The organism is Streptosporangium nondiastaticum, from assembly GCF_003011965.1.
GTDB classification, from domain to species: Bacteria; Actinomycetota; Actinomycetes; order Streptomycetales; family Streptomycetaceae; genus Streptomyces; species Streptomyces nondiastaticus.
The window spans coordinates 1-25,700 of sequence record NZ_PXWG01000093.1 but is presented as its reverse complement, the minus strand read 5'-3'; the positions used below and the strand labels follow the sequence as shown (position 1 = coordinate 25,700).

At 73.1% G+C, this 25,700-nt stretch carries 21 protein-coding genes, 1 tRNA gene and 1 pseudogene; 4 read left to right on the top strand and 19 right to left on the bottom strand.

Features of this window, described 5'->3' with window-relative positions; genetic code table 11:
• Positions 1-264 (top strand): S26 family signal peptidase (locus tag B7P34_RS37650; RefSeq protein WP_223268219.1); only part of this gene is annotated, 264 nt, incomplete at its 5' end.
• Here the strand turns inward: B7P34_RS37650 and B7P34_RS25385 are convergent.
• A complete protein-coding gene (locus B7P34_RS25385) occupies positions 233-745 on the bottom strand; it encodes a DUF3515 domain-containing protein (protein ID WP_223268218.1) in 513 nt (170 codons plus the stop codon). The two genes, B7P34_RS37650 and B7P34_RS25385, sit on opposite strands and share 32 nt — an antisense overlap.
• A gap of 161 nt (positions 746-906) precedes the next feature.
• Here B7P34_RS25385 and bla point away from each other — a divergent pair, with 161 nt between their 5' ends.
• The gene (bla, locus tag B7P34_RS25380) at positions 907-1,827 is read left to right on the top strand and encodes a class A beta-lactamase (protein WP_106680165.1); all 921 of its coding nucleotides are present in this window, start codon (positions 907-909) and stop codon (positions 1,825-1,827) included.
• A gap of 76 nt (positions 1,828-1,903) precedes the next feature.
• Here bla and B7P34_RS25375 read toward each other — a convergent pair whose 3' ends face one another.
• From B7P34_RS25375 to B7P34_RS25320, 12 genes are all read right to left on the bottom strand, one after another.
• Positions 1,904-2,761 carry a universal stress protein gene (locus B7P34_RS25375; protein WP_223268217.1) on the bottom strand — a complete coding sequence of 286 codons (858 nt, stop codon included), beginning with the start codon at positions 2,759-2,761 and terminating at the stop codon, positions 1,904-1,906.
• A gap of 577 nt (positions 2,762-3,338) precedes the next feature.
• Complete coding sequence (locus tag B7P34_RS25370) at positions 3,339-5,366, bottom strand: M6 family metalloprotease domain-containing protein (RefSeq protein WP_223268216.1); 2,028 nt, start codon at positions 5,364-5,366, stop codon at positions 3,339-3,341.
• 155 nt (positions 5,367-5,521) lie between these two features.
• Positions 5,522-5,983, bottom strand: a complete 462-nt coding sequence (locus B7P34_RS25365) for a hypothetical protein (protein WP_223268215.1) — start codon at positions 5,981-5,983, stop codon at positions 5,522-5,524.
• A gap of 50 nt (positions 5,984-6,033) precedes the next feature.
• Positions 6,034-6,579, bottom strand: a complete 546-nt coding sequence (locus tag B7P34_RS25360; protein WP_106680149.1) for a flavin reductase family protein — start codon at positions 6,577-6,579, stop codon at positions 6,034-6,036.
• A gap of 6 nt (positions 6,580-6,585) precedes the next feature.
• Positions 6,586-7,464, bottom strand: coding sequence for a catechol 1,2-dioxygenase (locus tag B7P34_RS25355; RefSeq protein ID WP_106680147.1), 879 nt, complete (start codon positions 7,462-7,464; stop codon positions 6,586-6,588).
• A gap of 12 nt (positions 7,465-7,476) precedes the next feature.
• A complete protein-coding gene (locus tag B7P34_RS25350) occupies positions 7,477-8,451 on the bottom strand; it encodes a quinone oxidoreductase family protein (RefSeq protein ID WP_106680145.1) in 975 nt (324 codons plus the stop codon).
• Positions 8,451-10,319: an asparagine synthase (glutamine-hydrolyzing) gene (asnB, locus tag B7P34_RS25345; RefSeq protein ID WP_106680143.1), complete on the bottom strand. Its 1,869-nt coding sequence runs from the start codon at positions 10,317-10,319 to the stop codon at positions 8,451-8,453. Before asnB ends, B7P34_RS25350 begins: the two co-directional genes overlap by 1 nt.
• 1 nt (position 10,320) lies before the next feature.
• A complete protein-coding gene (locus B7P34_RS25340; protein WP_106680141.1) occupies positions 10,321-11,832 on the bottom strand; it encodes a 4-hydroxyphenylacetate 3-hydroxylase family protein in 1,512 nt (503 codons plus the stop codon).
• A complete protein-coding gene (locus B7P34_RS25335) occupies positions 11,829-12,716 on the bottom strand; it encodes a TauD/TfdA dioxygenase family protein (protein WP_106680139.1) in 888 nt (295 codons plus the stop codon). Before B7P34_RS25335 ends, B7P34_RS25340 begins: the two co-directional genes overlap by 4 nt.
• A gap of 43 nt (positions 12,717-12,759) precedes the next feature.
• On the bottom strand, positions 12,760-13,746 hold the full coding sequence (locus tag B7P34_RS25330) for an L-tyrosine/L-tryptophan isonitrile synthase family protein (protein ID WP_223268214.1): 987 nt from the start codon (positions 13,744-13,746) through the stop codon (positions 12,760-12,762).
• A gap of 574 nt (positions 13,747-14,320) precedes the next feature.
• Positions 14,321-17,344: an AfsR/SARP family transcriptional regulator gene (locus B7P34_RS25325; RefSeq protein WP_106680137.1), complete on the bottom strand. Its 3,024-nt coding sequence runs from the start codon at positions 17,342-17,344 to the stop codon at positions 14,321-14,323.
• 133 nt (positions 17,345-17,477) lie between these two features.
• On the bottom strand, positions 17,478-18,557 hold the full coding sequence (locus B7P34_RS25320) for a chitinase (protein ID WP_106680135.1): 1,080 nt from the start codon (positions 18,555-18,557) through the stop codon (positions 17,478-17,480).
• Between the two features lie 198 nt (positions 18,558-18,755).
• Here B7P34_RS25320 and B7P34_RS25315 point away from each other — a divergent pair, with 198 nt between their 5' ends.
• The gene (locus B7P34_RS25315; RefSeq protein ID WP_189383036.1) at positions 18,756-19,529 is read left to right on the top strand and encodes a Rieske 2Fe-2S domain-containing protein; all 774 of its coding nucleotides are present in this window, start codon (positions 18,756-18,758) and stop codon (positions 19,527-19,529) included.
• Here the strand turns inward: B7P34_RS25315 and B7P34_RS25310 are convergent.
• The 4 genes from B7P34_RS25310 to B7P34_RS25295 form a co-directional block, all read right to left on the bottom strand.
• Positions 19,448-20,509, bottom strand: a complete 1,062-nt coding sequence (locus B7P34_RS25310) for a terpene synthase family protein (protein ID WP_106680131.1) — start codon at positions 20,507-20,509, stop codon at positions 19,448-19,450. The two genes, B7P34_RS25315 and B7P34_RS25310, sit on opposite strands and share 82 nt — an antisense overlap.
• Before the next feature lie 11 nt (positions 20,510-20,520).
• On the bottom strand, positions 20,521-21,285 hold the full coding sequence (locus B7P34_RS25305) for a (2Fe-2S)-binding protein (RefSeq protein ID WP_106680129.1): 765 nt from the start codon (positions 21,283-21,285) through the stop codon (positions 20,521-20,523).
• Between the two features lie 484 nt (positions 21,286-21,769).
• Positions 21,770-22,873 carry a calcium:proton antiporter gene (locus tag B7P34_RS25300; RefSeq protein WP_106680127.1) on the bottom strand — a complete coding sequence of 368 codons (1,104 nt, stop codon included), beginning with the start codon at positions 22,871-22,873 and terminating at the stop codon, positions 21,770-21,772.
• 309 nt (positions 22,874-23,182) lie between these two features.
• Positions 23,183-23,255, bottom strand: a tRNA-Ala gene (locus B7P34_RS25295).
• 278 nt (positions 23,256-23,533) lie between these two features.
• Here B7P34_RS25295 and B7P34_RS25290 point away from each other — a divergent pair.
• Entirely contained in the window at positions 23,534-24,655 is a 1,122-nt protein-coding gene (locus tag B7P34_RS25290) for a PP2C family protein-serine/threonine phosphatase (protein ID WP_106680125.1), read from the top strand.
• Between the two features lie 61 nt (positions 24,656-24,716).
• On the opposite strand, the gene B7P34_RS25285 is transcribed toward B7P34_RS25290, so the two are convergent.
• Positions 24,717-25,283 carry a hypothetical protein gene (locus B7P34_RS25285; RefSeq protein ID WP_223268213.1) on the bottom strand — a complete coding sequence of 189 codons (567 nt, stop codon included), beginning with the start codon at positions 25,281-25,283 and terminating at the stop codon, positions 24,717-24,719.
• A gap of 35 nt (positions 25,284-25,318) precedes the next feature.
• Positions 25,319-25,700: pseudogene (locus tag B7P34_RS37645) on the bottom strand (hypothetical protein); the annotation flags it as partial.

Genomic DNA, 25,700 nt, shown 5'->3' with positions numbered 1-25,700 from the left:
GTGGCCCCGGGGGCCGGCACGGCCGGCGTGCGCGGCCGCGACTGGCTCATCAAGCGCGTGGCCGCCCTCCCCGGCGACCCCGTCCCCCGCGACCGCGTCCGCTCACTGGCCGGGGCGCCGGAGCAGCGCGTGCCGCCGGGCAAGGTCGTCCTCCTCGGGGACAACGGGAGGGTCAGCTTCGACTCCCGGGACGTGGGTTACTTCCCGCTGGACCGCGTCCTGGGCACGGTCGTCACACGTAGCCCTCGGGGATCGTCTTTCTGATACGGGATGCGAGTTCGGCGAGGACGTCGGTTCCGTCGGTGGCGCCGCTCCCGCCCGCGTACTGCTTCGGCAGGGTCACCTCGACCCACGCGGCGCGGTGCGTGGCGAGGAAGCGGACGCCGCCGCCGGACTGCGGCTCCGCGAACCACTCGATGCCGCCGATGTCCCACGCGGGCGCATAGCGATCGAAGCTCTTGGAGCCGTACGTGAGCGCGTCGGGCCGGGACACGCCGCAGCGCAGGAGGACCGCCGGTGCACCCCACTGGGCCGTGAACTCCGATGCGGGCCGGAGCGCGCCCCGCTTCAGCCCCGCCACGGTCTCGGGCAGTTCCGCGTGCAGGGCGCGGCAGTGGGCGGCCTCCTGCGCCGGCGGCCGGGGCACGGCGCGGGCCGCTGCCCCGCTCACCGAGGCCGAGCCGGCGACGGCGAGGAGCGCCGCGGCGACGGGCAGGGCGCGTAACCGCCGGAGCCAGGTCTTCACCGGATGATCATACGGAGGCGCCGCGGGAACAAATGATGCTGGATCGCACTGCATCACACTGGATCGCACTGGATCGCATTCAAGTGGAACCGTTCGATCTATTGGGGGCGTAGTACATAGCGTCAAGATCACGTAGGACGAGACGCAAGGAGAACATGACCTTGGAACGCACTGGCGCACGCCCCTCCCGCCGCACCGTCCTGACCCTCGGCGCCGGCACGGCCCTCGCCGCCGCCATGGCCACCGGCGGGACCGCCCACGCGGCGACGCCCGGCGGGGACCGGATCTCCCGCCGGCTGAGCGTGCTGGAGCAGGAGCACTCCGCCCGGCTCGGGGTGTTCGCCCACAACACGGTCACGGGCCGGACGGTGCTCCACGGGGCCGACGACCTCTTCCCGATGTGCTCGACGTTCAAGACGGTCGCCGTCGCCGCCGTCCTGCGGGACCTCGACCGCAACGGCGAGTTCCTCGCCAAGCGCATCCACTACACCAAGAAGGAGGTCGAGGACTCGGGCTACGACAAGATCACGGGCACGGACGAGCACGTCGCCAACGGCATGACCGTCGAGGAGCTGTGCGCCGCCGCCGTCTCCTACAGCGACAACGGCGCGGCCAACCTCCTCCTGCGCGAGCTGGGCGGCCCCGAGGCCGTCACCCGCTTCTGCCGCTCGATCGGGGACGGCAAGACCCGGCTCGACCGGTGGGAGCCCGCGCTGAACTCGGCGGAGCCGGGCCGCACGACCGACACCACCACTCCCCGGGCCATAGGCCGCACCTACGCGCGCCTCGTCCTCGGCAACGCGCTCGCGCCCGCGGACCGCAAGCGGCTGACCAGCTGGCTGCTCGCCAACACGACCAGCAAGGACAGGCTCCGCAAGTACCTCGTCCCCGCGGGCTGGACCGTCGCGGACAAGACCGGCGCCGGCTCGTACGGCACCAACAACGACGTGGCCGTCACCTGGTCCCCGAAGGGGGCGCCGGTCGTCATGTCCGTCCTCACGACCAAGCACGAGGCCACGGCGAAGGGGGACGACGACCTCGTCGCCGAGACGGCGAAGATCCTGGCGTCGGCGCTCGGCTGATCCCCTCCGCCGATCCCCTCTCCTGATCCCCTCCCCCGCAAGCGGCCCCTGACGGGCCGGCGCTTCCGCCGGCCCGTCAGGGATGCGGCACCACCGCCACGGGGCACGGCGCGTGGTGCAGGACCGCGTGGGCCACGTGCCCGATGCGCGGGAGGCCGTGCGGGCCGGACGCGTGGCGCCCGACGACCATGAGGGCGGCACTCCCGCAGGACGACAGCAGCACCTGCGCCGCGCTCCCCATCTCCACCTGCTCGGCGACCTCGACCTGCGGGTGGCGGGCGCGCCACGGCTCCAGCGCGTCGGCCAGCCGCTTCTGTTCGAGCGCGGCGAGCCCGCCGGTCTCGTCGGCCAGCCGCATCGAGCCGGGGCCCCAGTCGACGACCGGGGGCAGCGACCAGGCGCGTACGGCCCGCAGTTCCGCCCCGCGCGCGGCGGCGGCCTCGAAGGCGAACCCCAGGACGCCGTCCGGCTCCTCGCCCACACCGGCGAGCACCTCGCCGGCCTCCCCCGCCTCCTCCTGCACCTGCTCGGGGCTGCGGACGAGGACGACCGGCCCCTTGGCCTGCCGCAGCACGTGCAGGGCGATGGAACCGATCAGGTACCCGACGAGCGTCCCGTGGCCGCGCGAGCCGAGGACGAGCATGCCCGCCTCGGCGGACTCGGCCACGAGCGCGGGCACCGGATCGGAGGGCAGCAGCCGGGCCGTGACCGGCAGTTCCGGGTGCCGCCCCGTCACCCGGGCCCGGGTCTCCCGCAGCAGGTTCCCGGCCCAGCGCTGCTGCGCCTCGGTGTCCACGGTGACCGGGAGGTCCAGGGGCTGCTGGGCCCAGGCGTGGACGAGGCGCAGCTCCATGCCCCGGCGCACGGCCTCGGCCGCCGCCCAGTCCGCCGCGGCACTGCCGTGCTCGCTGCCGTCCACACCAACGGTGATCACGCCGGACACAAGGCCTCCATGGTGTGCGGGGAAGTTTTCTCCTTGTGGCCACTGTCCGGCGGTGACCGCCCCCGGGGCGGTGGCCGCGGGGGCCGGCCACACGGACGAGTGACTCCACCCGGACTCGCGGTACCGGCCGGGCCGGCCGGCGCTACGGGCCCCGGTCGCGTTGCACGCCTCCGCACAGCCCAGGGCCGGCCGGTCACCCCGCGCGAAGTCGCCCCGTGTGAAGACGCCGACCGCTCCGAGGCCCGCGGCGTCCGGGGAGTGCTCCCGCGGGCGCGCGACCTCGGCCGGGCTGCCGTCGGAGAAGTGCTCCGTGACCGTCTTCCCGTTCCAGGCGCGGACAATCGCGGCCGGGCGGCGCGAGCACGTGCACGGCGTCGCCGCCGGGCTCCTTGGTGAAGACCGTGCCCGTGGCCCGGTCGGTGAGGAGGGCGCGGTAGCGGTCCGCGGGGAGCACGCAGGACGCGGGCGCGGTGGTGCCCGGCCGGTCGGGGCGTCGAGGCCCCTACCGGTCGGGCGGCGCGTCAGAGGGGAGGGCGCGTCCAGAGCAGACGCGTCCAGGGCGGAACGATCACCTCCCCTTCGGCAGCGTGCAGGTGGCCTTCGCGGTCTTGCCGGGGTCGCTCTCCGAGCGCGCGGTCAGGGTGACGGTGCCCTTGCGGTCGGCGCCCGGCTTGGCCGTGACAGCGACGTCGACCGGGACCGAGGTGCCGGAGGCGGCGGTGGTGAGGCGGTTGGGGAGCCAGGCGGACCAGCCGCGCCCGGAGGCGGTGGCGGACAGGCGGTAGACGTCGGAGGACAGGCGGGGGTCGCTCTGCGGCGCGGCCTTCCCGGTGTTGGTGAGGTCGAAGGCGCACACGGCCCGGCCCCGGGCGGGCCCGCCCTTCACCGCGCCCTTGCCGAGCGCGAGTCCGCGGGCCTGCGGCCCGGACCCGTCCAGGGACTTGACGCCGATGTCGTACGAGAGGACGCCGGTGGCGTCGCGCTGCACGTTCAGGACGTAGAAGTGCAGCCGGTTGGCCTCGTCGACGTACTCGTACGAGCTGCCGGAGTCGGCCCCCGCGTGGAAGAGCGCGTCGCTCAGCTGCCGGTAGTCCCCGATGGTGATCTTCTGCGGGGTGCCGTCGGGGCGGGTGAAGTCGGTCAGGCCGATGTCCTCGGGGTGGGCGTCGATGACCCACGCGAAGGGGGCCCGGTCGGCGTTCTTGGTCTTGCTGAGGAGGACGCCGTTGTCCGGGGTGAACGAGTCGGCGCCCATGCGGTCGACGACCTCGACGGTGTAGTTGTCGTAGCCGCCGCCGTCGCAGAGCGGGTCGGTGGTGCGGTCGCACGCCGGGGACAGGTCCCGGCCCATGGTGATGTTGACGCCGGTCAGCCCCTTCTCGCCGGGCGGGGCGGAGCGGGCGGTGACGCGGGCGACGACGAGGCCGGAGTCCTTGAGGGCGTCGCGGTCGAGGCGCAGGACGTTCTTCTCGTCGACGATGCCGAGTTTGAGCTTGTCGCGCAGGACGTGCTGGGCGCCCATGGAGCCGCCCGCGGTGGCGGGTATCTGCCAGCGGGTGTGCGGGCCGCCGGGGCCGTTGAAGGAGCCGCGCGAGAGCATGCCCCAGATGCCGGTGTAGGAGCGGCTGAGCGGCGTCCCGTAGGGGTTGTTGTAGTTGTCGCCGATGCCCAGGATGTGGCTGAGCTCGTGGGCGAAGGTGGCCATGCCGGAGCTCTCGGCCTGGGTGGAGGAGCCGTTCGCGGCGTTGGGCCAGATGCGGGCGGCGGCCTGCCAGGACGTCCACGGCACGTAGCGGGTCTGCGCGGCGTTGAGGCCGGAGGCGATGGGCGACGGGGGTCCCCAGACGGCCGGCACGTCCTGCGCGGAGCGGAACTTCATCTGCCCGAACTCCTGCCAGGCGGAGGACTCGTCGACGCCGGCGGTCAGGTAGAAGATGAAGTCGAACTCGCGCGTCTTGTCAGCGCCCACGTCGGCGGTCCAGGCCCGCTTGCCGTCGGCGCGGATGTCCTTGCCGCAGGTGTCGCCGACGGGGCAGGCGCCGGGGTTCATGCCGGGCTCGATGCCGTACTGGTGGGACTTCCCCGGCATGCGGTAGACGCCGAAGGCGGTGAGCCCGACGCCGAAGCGGCCGCCGGAGTCCTCCATCCAGTACTCGTTGATGGTGTGTCCGTGGTTGAGCGCGCCGGGCTTGTTGAGGAAGTCCTCGTAGAACTTCGGCACCTGTGCGCGCGGTATGCCGGACGCGCTGGGCTGCGGGTTGCCGAACTTGGCGGTCCCGGCGGGCTTGCTGACCGAGAACTCCTCGTCGGCGTAGTCCAGCAGCACGAGTGCGCCCTTGAACTTGCGCTGCGTGGGCTTGCGGTCGGGGTTCGCCCAGTCCGTCCCGGGCACGGAGCGGTACTCGGCCCAGGTCATGTCGTCGGGGTTGCGCCAGTGCTGCGGGTCGATCGGCTGGACGAGGGGCAGCGGGCCCCGGGAAGCGGCGTCGGGTGTCGCCCGGGCGGGCCCGGCGGCGACGGCGGCCACGACGCCGAGGAGCAGGGCGACGACACCGAGCCGGCGCAGCCGGCGGACGCGTCTGCGGCGCAGGAACACGGCTCACCTCTCAGGAGTGAGTGCCAGACGTCAGGTTCATGACAAACCATGCTGTACGGGTGTGCCTACCGGGGCCACGGTAGGGCCGGGGCCGGGTGCGACGCCAGAGCGCGTGCGTGACTCCGGTGGCGCGCGCCGGACCCGGCCGCCCGCATTCAGCCGCCGTGCGCCACGATCTGGTACGCGCAGAGCCCGACCACGCCCAGGACGGAGGCGATCACCACCCAGGACCCGAGGCCCGTGTGCCGGCCCTTGCGCCCGTGCCGTGCCTTCGCGGCCTTCTCGGCGCGGCCGCCCCTCGCCGCGCCCGGGTCACGGGGTGCGGGAGCGGCGGCGGCGTCGGCGAGGAGCCGGCGGCAGGCCGCTGCGAGGTCGTTCATGCCCGCCGACAGCGGCACGACGGTCTCGGAGCGGGCCGGGGCGGTGGTTCCGCCGTCCAGGATGCGCCCCGCGCGGACGAGGACCTCGTCGCTGCCGCCCGCGGGGGCGAGGCTGATCCAGCGCTGCACGTGCTCGCCGCGGATGACCACCTCCCCGGACCGGTCCCGGTAGACGATGTACTCGCGCCAGAGCAGCCCGGCCAGTTCTTCCGCGGTCTCTCTCAGTCTCGCCCTCACGTGGTCCCCCCACGGCTCATCGCGCCATCGAATCGAACAAACGCCGCATTCTAACGGCGGTCTGACGGTTCGACGGCCCGGGGGCGCCGCACCCGGCCGGAAGATGAGATTCCGATTCTGTGCGGGGCCCGCAGCCCCCGGAACCCGCCCTCGTAGAAGAGCAGCGGCCGGCCGCCCTCGCGGTACTCGGCCTCCTCGACGCGCCCCACGAAGAGCACGTGGTCTCCCCCGTCGTACGCGGCCCACGGCGTGCAGGAGAGCGTCGCGAGGGAGCCCGCGAGGCGGGGGGCGAGGCCGGCGCGCGGCCGCGGCGCCCAGCGGGGCGGCGCCTCCGCGCGCCGGCCGGCGAAGCGCTCGGCGAGGTCCCGCTGGTCCTCGCCGAGCACGTTCACCGTGAACGGCCTGCCGGCGAGGTGCCGTCCGGCCCTGCTCCGGCGGTGCAGCGAGACCAGGACCAGCGCCGGGTCCAGCGAGACCGCCGTGAAGGCGTTGACGGTCGCGCCGTGCGGGACGCCGTCGACCTCGCACGTCACCACGGTGACGCCGGTGGCGAAGTGCCCCAGGCAGGCCCGCAGCAGCCGTTCATCGGTGATCAACGCCCGTCACCTCCCCCCGCCGGCCGGCAGGTCGAACCAGAGGTGCACCTGCCCGGTCCCGATCCCGTTCTCGTACGCGCTGAACCGCCGGCCCCGCGCCGCGCACTTCTCCCCGCCCAGCGCGCCCGCCAGCATGAGGTAGTGCCCGAAGCGGGCCTCGGGCGCGAAGCGCAGGTAGGCGGGCATGGACCGGATCACCTCGTCGTGCCGGCCCGCCTCCAGCCAGGCGATCCGCTGCTCGTCCGCCGCCCGGGCCCCGGGGGTGACGATGCCGTCCGGGTCCCCGGCCATGTGGTCGCGCAGTTCACCGAGCGGCCGGAAGCGGTGGGAGAGGCCGCCCGAGGCGAGCAGCAGCACGCGGCGGCCGGCGAGCCCTGCGATCGCCTCCCCCACGACCTCGCCGATCCTGAGGAAGTCCTCGGTGGTCGCCGTCTGGCAGACGGAGACGGACACCCAGGGGGTGCCGGTCCGCCCGAGGTACGTCCAGAGGTTGAGCGTCGCGTAGTGGAGGGGCAGGTGCGGGTCGTCGTTGGCTTCGATCCACACCTTCCGCTCCGCCGCCAGGTCGGCGACCGCGTGCGCCAGTGCGGGGTCGCCGGGTAGGTCGTACGGCAGCCGGCTGATCGCCGACGGCATCTCGTCGGAGGTGAACAGGCCTTCCCGGCGCGGGTGGGCCGTGATCACCGCCTCGGTCGTGGTGGCCCAGTGGGAGTCGAACACCACGACGGTGTCGTAGCCGGCCGTGTCGGTCACCTCGCGCCGGAGCCGTTCCAGGCCGGTCGCGAGCGTGAAGTCGCGGCCCCCGTTCGCCTCGATGCGGGCGGGTTCGGGGAACATGATGACGGGCGCGTGCGAGAGCAGGCCCGCACCGACGATGTCGCCCATGGCGAGCCTCCTTTACGGGACGAGGAGCAGCTTTCCGGACGTGGCGCGGGAGGCCAGGTCGGTGTGTGCGCGGTGCGCGTCGGCGAGGGGGTAGGTCCCGGCGACGGTGAAGGTGAGCGTGCCGTCGAGGAGCCCCCGGAACACCGCGCCCGCCCGCGCCTCGAACTCTTCGACGGTGGCCCGGAAGTGCTCCAGGTAGGGCCGGGTCAGGGTGAGCGAGCCGCCCCACAGCAGCCGCATCACATCGACCGGTGGCACCGCGCCGCTAGCTCCCCCGAAGAGCACCAGGGTGCCGCGGACGCGCAGCGAGGCGAGGCTCGCATCGAAGGTGGCCGCGCCGACGCCGTCGTAGACCGCGTGGACGCCTTCCCCGCCGGTGAGCGCGCGGACCCCGGCGGCCAGGTCGTCCGTCTCGGTGTAGCGGATGACCTCGTCGCAGCCGTTGGCGCGGGCGGTGCGCTCCTTCTCCGCGGTGGAGACCGCGCCGATGACGCGCACGCCGCGCCGCGTCAGCATCTGGGTGAGCAGGAGGCCCACTCCGCCGGCGGCGGCGTGCACGAGCACGGTCTCGCCCGCGCGGGCCGGATAGGAGTCGTGGGCGAGGAAGTGAGCGGTCATCCCGTGGACGAGGACGCCGCCGGCGGTCCGCAGGTCGATGCCGTCGGGCACGGCGATGGCCTTGTCCTCGGGGACGAGGACCCGCTCGGCGTAGCTGCCGAGCACGGTCGTCCAGGCGACCCGGTCGCCGGTCTTGAAGCGGGTGACGCCGGGGCCGGTGGCGAGGACGGTGCCGGAGCCCTCCTCGCCGGGCACGCAGGGCACGGGCAGCGGGTAGCGTCCCTCGCGCCGGTACAGGTCGATGAAGTTCACTCCGGCCGCGGCGAGTCCGACGAGGATCTGCCCCTCCCCGGGCTGCCCGGGACCGGGCTTCTCGACGTACTGCTGGACCTCGGGTCCGCCGGTCTCCCGGATCTCGATCGCGTGCATCAGTGGGCTCCCTTCACATCGGTCAGCTCGACGCCGTACGTGCGCAGCCAGTCGTCCAGCCGGACGGTGGACTCCACGAGGATCCGCTCGAACTCGGACAGGCTGCCGCCGGCCGTCTTCGCCGTCATCCGCCGCACCGCGTCGCCGTCGAGGAACGGGTGGAGCGGTGCGTCCCCGTCACCCGCGGCGGCGGTCAGGCCGGTGATGAGGGACCGGTCGTAGGCGGGGTCCTGGATGGACGGGTAGGCGGCCTTCTTGCGGCGCAGCACCGGCTCCGGCAGCAGGTCGGAGGCGGCCTCGCGCAGCAGCGCCTTCTCCTGGCCGCTGAAGGTCTTCATCTCCCAGGGGACGTTGAAGACGTACTCGACGAGGCGGTGGTCGCAGAACGGCACCCGGCCCTCCAGGCCGCTCGCCATGCCCATGCGGTCCTTCTTGTCGAGGAGGATGGGCAGCCAGCGCGTGAGGGTGAGGTGGCCGAGCTCGCGGGTCCGCCGGTCCGCGGCGCTCTCGCCGTCCAGGCGCGGCACCTCGGCCAGGGCGGTCCGGTAGAGGTCGGCCTCGTACTCCGCGAGGTCGATGCCGTCCACGAACCACGGGTGGAACAGCGACCGCGGGTCGAGGCCGCGGTGGGCGCCCAGCTTGAGCCAGGGGAAGGTCCCGGCGCGGCGCGCCTCGGGGTCGGAGAACCAGAGGTAGCCGCCGAAGACCTCGTCGGCGCCCTCGCCGGACAGCGCGACGGTGGCGTGCTGCCGGACGGCGGCGAAGAGCAGGTACAGCGAGACGTCGAGGTCGGCGAAGTTGAACGGCAGGTCCCAGGCGCCGAGGACGGTGCGGCGCACGGCCGGGTCGAGGAGCCGGGCGCGGTCGAGGACGATCGCGTGGTGGTCGGTGCCGGCGTGCCGGGCGACTTCGAGGGCGTACGGGCCGTCCGGCGTGGGCCGGATGGCGTCGGCGCGGAAGTTCTCCGTGTGGCCGGTGAAGTCGACGGAGAAGGTGGTGAGGCGCTCGCCGTCGGCGGCGCGGGCGCGTGCCGCCAGCGCGGTCACCGTGCTGGAGTCGAGGCCGCCGGAGAGCAGCGAGACGAGGGGGACGTCCGCGTTCATCTGCCGGGGGACGATGTCGTCGAGCAGCTCGCGGACGCGGGTCACGGTGGTGGGCAGGTCGTCGGTGTGCGGGCGGGCTTCGAGCGCCCAGTAGCGCTCTTCCTTGAGGCCGTTGCGGCTGACGCGCACGAGGTGGCCGGGTTTGACCTCGCGCATGCCGCGGAAGGGCACGCGTCCGGGGGTGCGCAGGAAGAGCAGGGCGTCGCACAGTTCCTCGGCCCCGGCTTCGGCGCGCGCGAGGGGGTTGGCGAGGACGGCCTTGGGCTCGGAGCCGAAGAGGACGCCGTCGTCCGTCGGGTGGTAGAACAGCGGCTTGACGCCCAGCCGGTCGCGGACGAGCAGGAGCTCTTCGCGGGCGGTGTCCCAGAGGGCGATGGCGTACATGCCGTTGAGGCGGTGGACGAAGTCGGTGCCCCACTGCAGGTAGGCGCGGAGGGCCACCTCGGTGTCGCTGCGGGTCGCGAACCGGTGCCCGAGGAGGACGAGTTCCTCGCGCAGTTCGCGGAAGTTGTAGATCTCGCCGCCGTACGAGATGACGGCGCGCGGCCGGTCCGCGGGTCCCCGTTCGGGGGTGCGCATCGGCTGCGTGCCGTGCTCCAGGTCGATGACGGCCAGCCGCCGGTGCCCCAGGGCGGCGTGGGTGTCCAGCCAGATGCCGCCGGCGTCCGGCCCTCGGGCGGCGAGGGTGTCGGTCATGGCCTTGACGGTCGCGTGCTCGGTGGTCAGGTCGCGGCTGAAGCCGGCCCATCCGGTGATGCCGCACATGTCACTCGTCCTCGCTTCCGGTCCAGGGCCCCCGGCGCCAGCCGTCGAGGTCGTAGTCGTCGAGGCACTGCTGCACGAGCGCCTCGTAGCGGGCGAGGCTGCCGCGCCCGGTGGCCCAGCGGAGCGCGTCGAGCCGGACCTGTTCGCCGTTGCCGGAGTAGTTGCGCTCGTAGAGCTCGTGCCGGCCGCCGAACTCGGTGCCGATCGCGTCCCAGACGAGCTTCAGCAGCTTGATCCGGTCGTGGGCGGAGCTGTCGGAGCCGCGGTAGAAGCGGTCGATCAGGGGCCGCAGTTCGGGGTTGGTGAGGTCGCGGGCGCTGGAGGGCACGGCGAGGGGCGCGCCGCCGAGGGTGGTCTCGAACAGTTCGTGGACGCGGTCCCACACCTGGGCGTTGTACATGCGCATGGCGGAGGCGTGCTCCAGGCGGGGTACGACCGTCCCGCCGCTGCCCGGCTCGGGGTCGTACGCCATGGCCGAGGTGAGCGCCCACACCATGTCGCGCATGGTGATGACCTCGCCGACGGCGGCCTGGACGCCGCGGAAGGCGTCGGTGCCGTTGGCCTTGGTGCCCCGGGAGAGCAGGCCGGCCATCAGCTCCAGCTTGACGCTCAGGCGGATGCCGGACTGGAAGTTGTACAGGTTGGGGAAGCCGGAGCCGGCGTAGAAGCCGGTGGCGCGTTCGATGTCGCGGTGGACGAGGACGTCCTCCCAGGGGATGAGCGCCTCGTCGAGCAGGAGCACGCTGTCGTTCTCGTCGAAGCGGCTGCTGAGGGGGGCGTCGAAGGGGCTGCCGGCGGCCTGCGCGTAGGGCGTGCGGCAGACGAGCTTCACGCCGGGGTTGTCCATGCGGACGAAGAAGACGAGGGCGAAGGCCTCGGCCTTGCCGGGGGCGAGGGCCGCCGAACCGACCGGGGCGACGAAGCCCGCGTTGGTGATCGCCGATCCCGTCGCCAGCATCTTCGCGCCGCTGACCACGACGCCGGCGTCGGTCTCGCGCACGGCGTGCACGAACACGTCCTCCATGTCGTGGATCGCGCGCTTGCGGTCCACGGGCGGGTTGATGATGACGTGGTTGAGGTACAGCGCCTTGCGGGCGAACTCTTCGTACCAGGCGGTGGCGTTGGCGGCGTACGGGCCGTAGTAGCCGGCGTTGACGCCGAGGCCCGCCATGAAGGACGCCTTGTACTCGGGGGTGCGGCCGAGGAAGCCGTAGCTCATCCGCGCCCAGGTCGCGATGGCCTCGCGGGCCTCGACGAGCTCGGCGGCCGACCGGCTGGGTTTGAAGAACTTGTGCGTGCGGATGCCCGTCGCCTCGTCGGTGCCGGTCAGGACGCCGGAGGTCGCCGGGTCGTGCAGGGCGTCGTAGAGACGGGCCACGGACAGCGCGGAGTTGCGGAAGGCGGGGTGGCGGGTGACGTCCTTGACGCGCTCACCGCCGAGATAGACCTGCCGGCCGTCCCGCAGGCTCTCCAGGTAGTCGTCGCCCGTCATCAGCTGGTTGTCGTGGGTCATCGGACCAGCCCCGGGTTGTCGAGCGGCGGCGTGCCGAGCACCTGGACGCGGCGCAGGTGGCGCGGGGCGCCGCTGGTGAAGGCGTTGCGGCCGTGCAGCAGCGTGTAGTTGTCGGTGACGACCAGGTCGCCCGTCTCCCAGACGTGGGCGTAGAGGTGCGCGGGGTCGTACAGCGCGGCGCGCAGGCTGCGGTGGAACTCGGCGATCTCGTCGTCGGGCAGGCCGGTGAAGCGCAGGTCGGGGTGGTTGACGAAGCCGTCGTCGTCCGCGGCGGTGGGTTCGTTGTAGCGGATGACGGGTGCCCCGTGGACGGGGTGGGCGGTCACGACCGGCGAGACGGTGACGCTGTCGTAGAACTCCATCTTCCGCTGGTAGGTGCCGGTGACCCGAGACCAGCGGGCGACGGTCTCCGGGTCGGTGCGCTCCAGGACGGCGGTCGTGTGGGAGAACGTGGTCTCGCCGCCGTTGCCCTCGCCGGGGGCGTGCACGCACTGGAAGACCTGGAACTCGGGGATCTGCTCGCGGTACATGCCGTCCCAGTGCATGGGCATGTAGCTGGAGTCGAAGATGTGGTCCTCGGGCTGTTCCCGCTCGACGAGTTCGAGCACGGTCCCGAAGGGCCAGACGCTCGGCCGCCCCCAGCGCTCGCAGTAGGCGGAGAGCGCTTCGGGACCGTCGAAGGCGCCGAAGCCGCGGAGCAGCACGACATGGTGCTCGCGGACGAGGGAGCGCAGCGGCGCGACGGGGATGTCCTCGACGCGCAGGCCGGGCTCCAGGGCGCGTATCGCCAGTCCGAAGGGGGTGACGGGGGCGACGTCGTAGCGGAGGTCGGTGAGGATGCCGACGGCCGCGTCCGCGTCCGGGGTTGCTTCTGCGGGGGTCATGGGTGCCTCTCTCGTGTGGGGGGACGGGCGCTCGGCCCGGTGTTCAGGCACAGGCCCGGTTCCAGGGGCCGTGGGGCGTGCCGGCCTGCTCCAGGACGTAGTGGCTGGGGCGGCCGTGGGCGTGGACCAGCCGGGCGCCCGCCTCCTCGGCTTCCGCGCGCTTCATGAGCGTGAAGCGGCCTCCGGTCTCGACGGCGACGCTGTGCCAGGGCGTCAGCCAGGTGTCCGGGGTGTCGGCGAGCAGGATGCCGATCTTGTCCGTGCTGCAGGGCTGGGGGTGGATCGACAGGCGCACGGCCGTGGGGAAGAGCTGGTCGACGAGGTTGCCCCAGGCCCGGCTGCGCTGGATGACGCGGTAGGCGAGGTCGCGGCACTTGCGCTGCAGGGCGGAGCGGGTGCCGGTCCAGGCGGGGCCGGACAGGTCCTCCAGCATGAAGCGGGTGATGCCGCGGTACATGGCGAGCGGGGCGCCTCCGCCGCGCACCTCCTCGCGCAGTTCCTGCAGCGTGGGGGCGTGGCCGGCGGAGAGCATGGTGCGCATGTCCTCGTGGCCGGCGCCGCTGTAGACGTCGTCCAGGCTGAACTGGTCGAGCCGGTCGGCGCCGATCCTGGTGATCATCGCGTCGAGGGCGTGTGCGTAGGCGGTGACGTCCTCGTCGGGCACGCCCAGCAGGTCGTTGAAGACCCGGCCGTCGGAGCAGATCAGGATGGCCGCCCCGGGGGCGTACACCTCGCTGATGCGCTCGCACAGCTCGTTCAGGAACCGCAGGGCGAGCTCCTCGGCCAGGTCGGGCAGGGGGCCGAGGACCTTGGCCGGGTTGGGGGACTTCGTCGGGAAGGCCGGCAGGACGAATTCGATCCGCCGTCCGTCCCGCACGGCGCCGTGCACCGCGTCCAGGTGGTGGCGCACGCAGCGCAGGCAGACGCGTCCGGTGCATCCGCCCTCGTTCATTCTGCGCTGGTGGGACAGGACCTCTCGGACGACTTCTACGGCGGTCAGGTCGATATCGGGTGCGGCCAGTTCGGACACCGCGCCTCCCTTCGTGGGCTGCGACTCACCGTGCTGGGCGGGCGCATGAAAGGCGCATGAGAAGCGCACAAGGCCCTCCGGGCAGGCGGCTACGGGGCTTGCGCGGGGTGGAGGGCCGGCTTCGGGCGAGGGCGGCTTCCCGGCGGGGGCGGCTTGCAGCGGGGCGGCTTTCGGGCGGGGCGACTTTTCAGTGGGGCGGCTTCCGGGCGGGGTGACTTCCCGGGCCGGGGCGGGGTTTCAGGCCGGCGCAGCTTCCCGGCAGGCCGGTTTCCCGGCGAACTGGCTTTCAGGCCGGGGCGGCTTCCCAGCGGCCCGGCTTCCCGGCCGGGCTGGCTTTCCGGCCGGGCCGACCTTCGGGCGGGCCAGCTTTCCGGCAGGGGCGGCATTCAGGCCGGTCGGCTTCCCGGCGAACTGGCTTTCAGGGCGGGGGCAGCCTTCCGGCCGGGCCGACCTTCGGGCAGGCCGGAGCCGAAAGTTACGGCCAGCACCCTCGTACGGTGTTCCCGGCCGCCGGGGTCGGGCTCGTCCTGCCTGCGCGGCACAGCGCGCGCCCCCGTTCAGGGGGCGCTGCGGGTCACCGCCCGGCGGGCCCGGCTGGCGGCCGGAGGCGGTCGAGTTCCTGCCGGGCGCGCGCGGCCCAGAACGGCATGCGCAGGCTGCGGAAGCCGTTCAGCGCCGTGGTGAGACGACTCACGGCGTGGTCGCCGTCGCCGAGCGCGGCGTGCGTACTGCCCAGCCAGAGCGCGGTGAGCGCTTCGCCCCGCCGTTCGCCGAGCTCGGCGAAGATCGCGGCGGCCTGGCCGAGCGGGGCGAGGGCCCACGCGGCCTGGCCGGGGCTGCCGGTCTCGGCGTGCATGCGGCCGAGGGCCAGCAGGGCGTACGCCTCGCCGGGCCGGTGGCGCAGCGCCCGGTACTCGGCCAGGGCCCGGTGCAGGTGGCGGGCGGCCCGTTCGGCGCGGCCGCGGCCGATCTCGGCCCAGGCCAGGAGCTGCAGGACGTCGGCGAGGGCGAGCGGGTGGCCGAGGCGCTCGGCCGTCGCCACGGCCGGTTCGAGCGCGGCGACGGCTTCGGCGTCGCGCCCCTGGCAGGAGAGCGCGAAGCCCAGGCTGCGCAGGGCCATGACGTGGCCGTGCTTGTCGCCCAGGCGGTTCATGACGGCGGCGGCGGAGGCGGCGTCGCCGTGGGCGAGCTCCGCCATGCCCCGGTCGGCGATCGCGAAGCTGCGGTGGATGCGCAGGCGGGCGGCGTGGTGCTGCTCGCCGAGCGCGTCCAGTTGGGCGATGGCGCCGGCGTAGCGGGTCAGGGCGTCGTCCACGCGCCCGCGGACGGCGCAGGCCCGGGCGAGGGAGCCCTGGGCGACCGCGACGGCGACGGGGTCGCCGTCGGCCGTGGCGCGGTCGAGCGCGGCACGGGCGACGTGTTCCCACTCGTCCCACCAGTTGCGCAGGTGGCAGACGTCCTCCAGGGCGGCGGCGAGTCCGGCCGTCTGCGGGCCGTAGCCGGCGCCCGCGGCGAAGCCGACCGCGGTGACCAGGCTCGTGCGCTCGCTCTCCAGCCATCCGACGAGGTCGCCCGCGGCGCCGGGGGCGTGCCCGCCGGTGCCTCTTCGGATGAGCTGGTCGCCCGCCGTGCGGACGCGGGCGAGCCAGCCGTCCAGGACCCGGGCGACCGCGGCCCGCCGCCACGACTCCGGCTCGTCGGCGAGGGCGCGTTCGGCGGCGTAGGCGTGCAGCAGGTCGTGCATGCGGTAGCGCGGCTGCCGCTGCCCGGTCAGGGACTCGATCTGTACGAGGTTGGCGTCGATGAGCGCGTCGGTGGCGCGGTCCGCGGCGAGTTCGTGGCCGGTGCCGGCGCTGGTGCCGGGGGAGGCGGGGTCGGCAAGGGCGGCGGAGAGTGCCCAGCCGGGGAACTCCGGTGCGGGGAGCAGCCCGATGGCCCGGAAGGCGCGGGCGGCGTCGGGGGCCAGGCCGTGGTAGCTGGCGGCGACGCACGTGCGGACGGCGAGGTCGCCGACGGTGAGCTCGGCGAGCACCCCGCGCTCGTCGGCCAGCCGGTCGGCCAGCCGGCGGACCTGCCAGTCGGGGCGGCCGGCGAGCCTCGCCGCGGCCACGCGCAGCGCCAGGGGCAGACCGGCGCAGGCGGCCAGGATCCGCCCGGTCGCCTCGGGCTCCGCCGCGAGCCGCTGCGGGCCGACGATGCGCCGCAGCAGGTCCTGCGACTCCTCGTCGTCGAAGGGGTCGACGTCGATGAGGTGCGCGTCCGTGAGGCCGGCGAGCCGGGCCCTGCTGGTGACGAGGGCGGCGCTGCCCGGGGTGCCGGGGAGCAGCATCCGGATCTGGGCCTCGTCGCGCGCGTCGTCGAGGAGGACGAGCACCTTGCGGTCGGCGAGCAGCGAGCGGTAGAGCGCGGCCCGGTCCTCGGTGGCCTCGGGGACGGACGAGCCGGGGACGCCGAGGCTGAGCAGCAGGTTGGCGAGGATCGCGCCGGGCGTGCGCTGGGGGCCGCGGGTGCCGTCGAGGTGCAGGAAGAGCCGGCCGTCGGGGAAGTCGGCCCGGAGGTGGTGGGCGAGCCGGGTGGCCAGGGCGGTCTTGCCGACGCCGGGGAGCCCGGTGAGGATCACGACGGGCACGGCGCAGGGCGTGGTGCTGCCGGGCCGTCTCCCGGAGGGTCCGATCAGGGCGGAGACGCGCTCCAGCAGGCGGCTCCGGCCGACGAAGTCGGCATCGTCCGAGGGCACTTGGACGGTGGGCTGCCAGGCGTCGGCCGGCCGTACGGGCTGCGCCGCGGCGGACGGTGCGCCGAGCTCCGGGTCCCTGGTGAGGATCGCGTGGTGGAGCTTGCGCAGTGCGTCGCCGGGGTCGATGCCGAGCTCGTCGCGGAGGGCGGTGCGGGCGAGTGCGTAGGACTGCAGGGCGTCGCCCGGCTGCTGGCTGCGGTACTGCGCGGTCATCAGCTTGGCCCACAGCGATTCGCGCAGCGGGTAGCGGGCGGTCTCCGCGCGTAGCGGGCCGATGAGTTCGCGGGGCTCGCCGAGGGCGAGGCGGGCCTCGGCGTGATCCTCGAAGGCCGTCAGCCGCGCCTCTTCCAGGCGGGCGACCTCGCCGAGCAGGGCGTCGTGGTGCGCCACCCCTTCGAACGGGCTGCCGCGCCACAGCGCCAGCGCCTCCTCCAGGGCGTCGGCCGCGGCCCGGTGCTCGCCGGCGGCCAGGGCGGCGCGGCCGCGCGCGGCGAGGACCTCGAAGCGGTGCAGGTCGGCCTCGCCGGGGAAGACCTGCAGGCGGTAGCCGCCGTTGCCCTGGCTCAGCCGCTCCTCGCCGGAGCCCTGGCCGGAGCCCTGGCCGGATCCCGCTCCGGCGGCCGGGCTGAGGACCCTGCGCAGGACGGCGGCGTAACTGCGGATGTTGGCCTGGGCCGAGGCGGGCGGGGCCTCTCCCCACACGGCGTCGCACAGCCGCTCGCCGGAGACGGCGGTGTTGGCGTTGACGAGCAGCATGGCGAGCAGGGTCCGCTGCTTGGGCCCCCCGAGCGGGAGGACCCGGCCGTCGGCGACGGCCGCGAGGGGCCCCAGCACCTTGAACTCGACACGCGTGTGCGCCACCGCATGACCGCCCTTCGGCTGTGCAAGATTCGAACATCGGCGAATCCGACAACCATAGGCGTAGTGCGGGGTTTGATCTTCCGCTTACGGCTTCACCCCGGACGCGGAACCCGCGCCCGGCGCCACCGGGAAGTCATCGCCCTTGCAGCGCCTTCGCGTTGTCGCCGAAGCTCCAGCTCCTCGACCCGTCCCAGTTGACCGACCAGGTCATGAGCCCCTTCAGCGCGCCGCGGTACGTGTTCCACGCCTGCGCCACCAGGCCCGGGGACATGTAGCCGCCCCCGGCGCCCGGCTGGGCGGGCAGCCCCGGCACCTGTCTGTCGTACGGAACCCTGATCGTGGTGCCCTGGACGACGAGCCCCTTGTTCAGGCAGTCGGTCTGCGCGGTGAACCCCTGCACCGTCCCCGCGGAGTACGAATCGCCGGAGCAGCCGTACATGTTGCCGTTGTAGTACTGCATGTTGAGCCACCAGAGCCGGCCGTTGTCGGCGTACTTCTTCACGATCGGCAGGTACGCGCCCCAGATCGAGCCGTACGTCACGCTGCCGCCGGTCACGTACGCGGTCTCCGGCGCCATCGTCAGGCCGAAGCCCGCGGTCATCCGCGCGAGCACGCCGTCGATGATGCGGACGAGGTTGGCCTGGGAGGCGGACAGCGTGGTGATGCTGCCGCTGCCGGTGAGGCCGGTCTCGATGTCGATGTCGATGCCGTCGAAGTTGTAGGCCTTGAGGATCGGCACGACGGTCTCGACGAACCGGTCGGCGACGGCGCTGGAGCCGAGATCGATGCCGGCCGCCGCTCCGCCGATCGACATCAGGATCGTGGCCCCCGCGGCCTTGGCCGCGCACATCTCGGCGGGGGTCGCGACCTTCACCGTCGCGTCCATGCCGTCCTCCCACAGCACCGTGCCGTCGGAGCGGATGACCGGGAACGCCGCGTTGATGACGTTGTAGCCGTGGTCGCGGATGCGGGAGTCGGTGACCGGCACCCAGCCGAAGGGCGGGTGCACGCCGTTCGCGGCGCCGTCCCAGTTCTCCCAGTAGCCCTGGAGCACCTTGCCCGCGGGTCTCGGCTTGACGGGACAGGTGTCGGCGGCGGGCGCGACCGCCGCCCTCCCCTGCACGTGCGCGTTCGCTGCTTGCGGCGCCTGCCCGAGGAACGCGACGCCCGCGAGCAGGCCGGCTCCCAGCAAGCGCGCCGTCCGACCGGTCATGTCCGACCCCCTCGGCGAGGACCCTCGAAAGAAGTCGAACGTAGAACCGCCCCGGACCGGCGTCAATAGGTCTGGACCAAGCCGGGAACCGGGAGCTCACCAAGCCGAAGACCAGGGCCCGCTGTCCGCCGGTTGTGCTTCCGTGCACCCCCGGAGGCGCTGATCCGTCCACCGGGCGGAGCGGACAGCATGGGTGGGATGACGACGCCGGCACCGCCCTGTCCCGAAGGCTGGTTCTGCATCGGTTTCTCCCGGGAGTGGAAGGCCGGCAGCGTCGGCACCCGCCGGTTCGCGGGCGGCGACGCCGTGGTCTACCGCACCCGGCGCGGGGTGCTCCGGGTCACCCGGCCCTACTGCCCCCACCTGGGGGCCCACCTCGGCGCCGGCGGCACCGTCGACGGCGAGTACTTGGTGTGCCCCTTCCACAGGTTCGCCTTCGCCACGGACGGAACGTGCGCGAGGACGCCGTACGGGACGCCTCCCAAGGCCTCGCTCGCGCTGCTGCCCTCCCGCGAGGCCCATGGCATCGTCTGGACGTGGCACTCCCCCGGCGGCGCCCCGCCGGCGCAGGAACTGCCGTCCCTGCCCGATTCCCTCGGCAGTCCCCGCGCGTTCCGCGCCACCGAAGAGGCGGGCAGCCCCCAGGAGGTGACGGAGCGCGCCGTCGGCCGGATCCTGTCCCGCTCCGGCTCCCGGCACGTCAGCCTCCGGACCCTGGGCCCCGGAGCCGCGCTCGTCGTGATCGAGCCGGTGCGGCGTCACCTGCACGCCGCGCCGTGGGGCCTCGTCCTCTGGGTCCTCGCCACCCCCGTCTCCCCCGGCCGGGTCCGCCGCTGGACGGCCGGCAGCGCCGCGGTCGCCCCCGCGGCCCGCCTCCCCCCGCCGCTCCCTCACCGCGCCCGGCAGAACGACGCGGCCCTCCGCGGCGGCAGGGGCACCGGCTCCCCCACCCCCTCGGACCCGGGGTCGTAGGCGATGACGGAGGTGATGTCGGGATCCAGCCGCACCCAGGCACCCCGCAGCAGGTTCCCGCGGAAACCCGCCCCGTTGTAGCGCGTCCCGGAGGCGTGCACGGCGAGGTTCCCCTGGAACAGCATCCTCAGTGCTTCCGCGTAGGCCGCCATTCCCGGCTCCCTGGAGACGAGTTCCCTTTCCATGGCCACGTATTCCGCTTCGAGGGCGCGAACCAGTTCGCACGCCCGGTAGACGGCCCGCTGGAGCGAAATGCCGTCCCGCCGCATCCAGAGGGTCAGAATGCCGGCGTCGGCGCACCCCTTGGCCATTTCCCTGCGGTAGGAGTACACGTCGTTGACGACCAGCACATGCTCGACGGCCTTCACCTTCAGGGACCGCAGCGCCTCCTCGTGGCCGGACACGTCGCAGCCGACCGCATATTCGGCGATGCCGATGTTGGCCTCGTAGCCCACGTCGCTCACCCGCCAGGCCAGGAATTCCTCATCGGTCATGCGGTGCGTCTCCTGCGCGGCACAGCCCGTCGTGCGGGAGTCGATCCAGTCCCCGAGCGCCGCGTTGATCCTGCAGCGGAAGGTCCTCCCCAGACCGTCCAGAAAGGGGTTGATGATGTCGGCCAGGGTCTCCTCAACGGCGGTCTCGGGCCGCTTCTGCCGGGCGATGACCCGCTTCAGGCCGGCCACCATCTCCTTCGCCCCCATTTCCGTCCAGCCCTCGTCGATCATGTCGTCGATCAGATACGTGATCATCACGTATTTCGCCGCCGTCAGGATCCGCTCCATGCCGGCCGACTGCGGGGCCCACAGGCAGACGAGGCGCGCGGACTGGTCCTGCCGGATCTTCGCCGCATAGCGATTCAGGACGGGATGCCCGGCCACGTACTCCGCCAGCAGCGCCTCCGCCTCCGCCACGCGCGGATGGACGTGGATGGGCAGCCGGGTCCCGATCTGCGGGAAGTGGATGATCTCACGCAGTTCCATCTTCCCTCCGGTCAGTCGGGCGCCACCGGGTAGAACTGGCGGGCCCAGTGCCGATAGGCGCCGATGGGCCCGTCCTCACCGTTCAGCCGCGGGTGGGGCAGATATGCCTTGTGGTGGAATACGGGCCAGTCCGCGCGGGAGTCGTGAAAGGACCAGCGGTTCATTCCGGCGGCCACCGCGCGTTCCAGCGCGCGGCGGGGTGCGGGAGGAATGCGGAGCAGGGGGTCGAGCACCGCACTGGCCGCGAGGCAGTACCGGATGCGGCCCGGTCCGACGGGTGTGACCAGCACCCACTGGGCTGCCCGCAGGCGACAGCGCGGCAGGTCGATGGTCATGAGCGCCGCCCCCAGGCCGAAATACCGGATGCCGATGTCCTGGACGGTGGAGAAGAACGGAAGGCTGCGCCCGACGCGGAGCGTCAGGGAGTAGAACGGCCCGTCGCCCTCGGGCGCCGTCAGGATGTCGAGGAAATCGACACCGTGGAGTTCGACGACGTGCCGGTGGTCGATGAAGTTCTCCATCACCTCCTGCGGGTGGCCCGCCAGTTCGACCGCACGGAAGGTACGGGGGCCGGCGAAGTCACCGGCGGGCCGCGGGAGTTCCCACGAGAGCGGCGTGCGGTCATGGGAATGCCCTACCCAGACGATGCCGTGGGCCTCCCGCACGGGCAGCGCGCACCGCAGCGCTCCACGGCGGGCGCGCCGGACGAGCAGATCGGTTCCCATGAAGCGGCACGCGCGGACGGCTCCCGGCTTCCACTGCCACGAGAATCCCACGCAAAACCATCCGTTCGGGTACGGCAATGACTCCGGGAAGGCCTCGTCCGCCGCTTGCGCCCGATAAGGAGAGATATATGTACGCGCCCGCATGTCACCCTCGCACGGTAGGAGTTGGTGCAGCAGAGGCCCTCGGAGAACGATAAGTGACAACTCACGGTTTCCTCCCCGGTGCGCACACAGTGCCTGTACGCATGCTGGCGAACAATGCGAAGTCCGCCAAGGCGCACACTGCCGGCGCTTGAAGCATGCGCACCCCGTGGTGGTGCGCAGTAGCACGACCGGATGGCCGATGCACCGGCTTTTGTGGCCATTGGGAAAGCCGGCTGCGGAACGCGACCCTCACCCCGTTACCCGAAGGGATTGCCGCGGGCCAGAGAATCGGTTTTTCGCCAGGCTACCGAGGATGAGTACGACCTGTCCCCGGTTCGGTTGACGGCACATCCCGTTTTCTTCGTTCCCCGGCCTTCCGCGCGGCGGCGGTTCAAGGGCTCACCGCCAGCACCACGTACGCCGCCAGGAGCGAGAGGTGCAGCCCGCCCTGGAGCGGGGTGGCGCGTCCGGGGATCACCGTCAGGGTGCCGACGGCGACCGTGAGGGCGAGGAGCACCATGTGCGTCGCGCCGAGGCCGAGCACGAGCGGGCCCTTCAGCCAGACGGAGGCGACCGCGACCGCGGGAATGGTCAGGCCGATGCTGGCCATGGCCGAGCCGAGGCCGAGGTTGAGGCTGGTCTGGACGCGGTCGCGGCGGGCGGCGCGCAGGGCCGCGATGGTCTCGGGGAGGAGGACCAGCAGGGCGATGACGACGCCGACGACCGAGGCCGGCAGGCCGGCGGCGGCCACGGCGGACTCGATGGCCGGGGAGACCCCCTTGGCGAGGCCGACCACCGCGATCAGGGCCACCCCGAGGAGGCCGAGGCTGGTCAGGGCGGTCCGGGCCGAAGGCGGTGCGGCGTGGTGGTCGTCGGTGTCGATGACCTCGCCCTCGGCGGTCACCGGCAGGAAGTAGTCGCGGTGCCGCACGGTCTGCGTCGCGACGAAGAGGCCGTAGAGGATGAGGGAGGCGGCCGCGGCGAAGACGAGCTGGGCCGTGGAGAACCGCGGGCCGGGCGTGCTGGTGGTGAAGGTGGGCAGGGCCAGGCTCAGCCCGGCCAGGGTCGCCACGGTGCCGAAGGCGGCGCCGGTGCCCTCCGCGTTGAAGACGGCGACCCGCCGCCGGAGCGCTCCCACCAGGAGGGACAGGCCGACGATCCCGTTGCAGGTGATCATGACGGCGGCGAAGACCGTGTCGCGCGCCAGGGAGCTGCTCTTGTCGCCGCCGTCGGCCATCAGCGTCACGATGAGGGCCACCTCGATGATCGTCACCGCGACGGCGAGGACGAGCGAGCCGAACGGTTCGCCGACCCGGTGGGCGATCACCTCCGCGTGATGCACGGCGGAGAGCACGGCACCGGCCAGGCAGACGCTCACCAGGGTCACCGCCGCCGGGGCCGGCGACCGCCCCCAGGTGAGGGCCAGCACGACGGCGGCGAGCACCGGCACCAGGGCGGGCCAGCGCGCGGCAAGCAAGCGGAACCGATGCTTCATAGGGACAAGCTACGGACAAGCCACACAGATCGCCCGTCAGATGCTGGTTCGCCGGGGGCATGCCCGAAGTCGCAGGGGCACGCCTGTCCTCGCCCCCGCCCAGACCGCGGCTGGTAGGGCTGGACGGGAGCGGCGTGCGGTCTCACCCGAAGATCTTCACCATCGGATGATCGGAGAAACACCCGTCACCCGGACGAGGCACGAGGAAGGAGGACGAAGGAGAGGATGCGGCGAAGGAGAGGGCATGACGGAGGAGAGGCATGACGAAAGAGGGGCCGTCCGCTGCGGACGACCCCTCCTTCTCGCGTGTGGAGCTAAGGAGAATTGAACTCCTGACCTCCTGCATGCCATGCAGGCGCTCTACCAACTGAGCTATAGCCCCTTGTTCAGATGTTTCGCTTTCCGCCCGGTTTCCCTGGCGACGCAGACAATATTACACGACGGCAGCAGCGCCATTGACGCCGCTTTTCGCACCGCCTTCAACCTGGTGGTGCCGGCCGGCGAGCTCACCGTCAACTGCCTCTGCGCCCTCGACCAACTGCCTCTGCGCCCTCGGCGTCCTGACGGCTGCTCCGTAAGCGTGACAACGCCCCGCACCGGGTCCGGGGTGACCGATGTGGCAGGTGTGCGGGGAGGGCACCGAGAAGGTAAGCAGGACCCATGCCCCTTCAGCGCAGGCGGTCCGGCTCCGGACGACGCCGGCGGCGCGTCGGCCGCCCGCTCGTCGCCGTGCCCCTGGGGCTGATCGCCCTGGTCGTGGTGGTCGACCTCCTGACGCCCCCCGACATTCACCTGGGCCCGCTCCTGGTCGCCGCCCCCGCCATCACCGCGGCCATCGGAGGGCCGAAGCTCACCGGCGTCATCGGAGCCCTCGCAGTGACCGCCCAGGTCGTGATCGGGATCTTCCACGGGGGCCTGACGACGCCGAACCACCAGGCCCAGATCGCCGCGCTGCTCCTCATCTCCGTCTTCCTCGTGATCTTCCGCCACGCCCGGGCCCAGCACGAGCAGCAGCTGATCCAGGCGCGCTGGGTGGCCGAGGTGGCCCAGCGGGTGCTGCTGCGGCCGATCCCGCCGCGGCTGGGCCCCCTGCGGATCGCCTCGCTCTACGTCCCCGCCGAGGCCGAGGCCCGGATGGGCGGCGACCTCTACGCCGCCGCGCGGACCGAGGGCGGCACCCGGGTCATGATCGGCGACGTGCGCGGCAAGGGCCTCCCGACGATCGGGGACGCCGCCTCCCTGCTCGGCGCCTTCCGCGCGGCGGCCCACCGCAATCCCCCCTTGCCGCGGCTGGTGGCCCACCTGCAGAACGCCACGTACTGGGACATGGCCGAGCCGCACGAGGGGACGGCGACGGGAGAGGGCTTCATCACCGCCGCGATCCTGGACATCCCCGACCACCAGCCGGTGCTCCGGCTGATCAACTGCGGGCACCCGCCCCCGCTCGTCCTCAGCGGCGGCGAGGTGACCACCCTGACGGTCGCCGACCCCGCCCTGCCGCTCGGCCTCACCGGCGGCCTCACGGAGGACGACTACGCGTCGGAGTCCTTCCCCTACCGACCGGGCGACGTCCTCCTCCTCTACACGGACGGCGTCATCGAGACCCGGGACGCCGACGGGCGCTTCTACCCCCTGGCCGACCGGGTCGCCGGCTGGCGGGAGACCGACCCGGACGGGCTGGTCCAGCGCCTCCACCGCGACCTGCTCGCCCACGCGGGCGGGGCGCTGGACGACGACGTCGCGGTCATGGCCGTCGAGCGACTGCCGCCGGAGTCCGGGTGACGTCCGGGCGATGTCGGACGCCCGGGTGACGTCCGCGGGACGCCCGTAAGGCCGGACCGCCTCAAGCCTGACGACAACGGCGCCGGTAGTAGGCGTACGTCAGAGCCAGCACCAGCGGACCCCAGAGGACGAACAGGCCGCTGACCGTGGCGGCCAGCGCCCTCCACCACACGCTGGTGTAGGGAACGTCGGAGAACCCCGCGACGCCGAACATGCAGAGCACCCAGTCGGCCAGCAGCAACGTGAGGAACAGGCCGCCGAGCGCCGCGGGCACGATCGCCGCGAACGGCGGGATCCGCCTGCCGCCGAGCAGCGGGATCCAGCGCGGCACGACCTCGCCCCACGGGCGCACCAGGCCGCGGCAGAGCAGCGCGGCCGCCTCCGACAGCAGGCTGAGCGTGCCGACGTAGGCCACCATGGCCCACCGGGGCCACGACTCGGGCTCCATGTCCATGCCCATCATGAAGTCGAAGCCGATGGGCAGCCGCCACAGGCAGACGGGGAGGCCGAGCAGGGGCAGGAGGCGCGCGGTCCGCTCCGCCCAGAGCGGGACGGGCCGTTCGGTGCCCGTGTCCACCGTCGCCGGGGTCTTCGATGTCGTCGTGCTGGTAGTCGTGCTGGTCGCCATGCGAACGACTCTCCCGGTCGCGCGCCGCGAAAGGATCATGCGGGAGTACGGTCCGCCTCCGCCGTGCGGTGGAGCGCGGCGAGCAGGCCGCAGGTCAGCGCCGCCAGTACCGCCCCGGCGGCGAGCAGTACGGGCATGCTCCACCGGCGGGACAGCAGGGCGAGGGCGTAGGGCGTGAGCATGCCGAGGTAGGCCGCCGTCCAGAACAGCGACGTCACCATGGCCAGCCGCTCCGGCGGCGCGGCCGCGGCGGCCTCGGTCAGGCCGAAGGACAGGGCGAGGCCGTAGCCGGCGCCCAGGAGGGCGGCCGCCACGAGTGCGAGCCCCGGCCGGGCTCCCGCCGCGGCAGGTACGGCGAGCGCCAGCCCGGCCGCGATCACGCCGAGGCCGGCCGCCCCGGTCGCCAGGCGGTGCCGG

What these genes read in the sequence shown, in the direction of transcription:
- B7P34_RS25315 (WP_189383036.1), top strand. Translation starts at nt 18,756, where the DNA reads ATGACGACGCCGGCACCGCCCTGTCCCGAAGGCTGGTTCTGCATCGGT.
- B7P34_RS25355 (WP_106680147.1), bottom strand. Translation starts at nt 7,464, where the DNA reads ATGGGCGACATCGTCGGTGCGGGCCTGCTCTCGCACGCGCCCGTCATC.
- B7P34_RS25335 (WP_106680139.1), bottom strand. Translation starts at nt 12,716, where the DNA reads ATGACCCCCGCAGAAGCAACCCCGGACGCGGACGCGGCCGTCGGCATC.
- B7P34_RS25340 (WP_106680141.1), bottom strand. Translation starts at nt 11,832, where the DNA reads ATGACCCACGACAACCAGCTGATGACGGGCGACGACTACCTGGAGAGC.
- B7P34_RS25300 (WP_106680127.1), bottom strand. Translation starts at nt 22,873, where the DNA reads ATGAAGCATCGGTTCCGCTTGCTTGCCGCGCGCTGGCCCGCCCTGGTG.
- asnB (WP_106680143.1), bottom strand. Translation starts at nt 10,319, where the DNA reads ATGTGCGGCATCACCGGATGGGCCGGCTTCAGCCGCGACCTGACCACC.
- B7P34_RS25310 (WP_106680131.1), bottom strand. Translation starts at nt 20,509, where the DNA reads ATGGAACTGCGTGAGATCATCCACTTCCCGCAGATCGGGACCCGGCTG.
- B7P34_RS25290 (WP_106680125.1), top strand. Translation starts at nt 23,534, where the DNA reads ATGCCCCTTCAGCGCAGGCGGTCCGGCTCCGGACGACGCCGGCGGCGC.
- B7P34_RS25285 (WP_223268213.1), bottom strand. Translation starts at nt 25,283, where the DNA reads ATGGCGACCAGCACGACTACCAGCACGACGACATCGAAGACCCCGGCG.
- B7P34_RS25350 (WP_106680145.1), bottom strand. Translation starts at nt 8,451, where the DNA reads ATGCACGCGATCGAGATCCGGGAGACCGGCGGACCCGAGGTCCAGCAG.
- B7P34_RS25320 (WP_106680135.1), bottom strand. Translation starts at nt 18,557, where the DNA reads ATGACCGGTCGGACGGCGCGCTTGCTGGGAGCCGGCCTGCTCGCGGGC.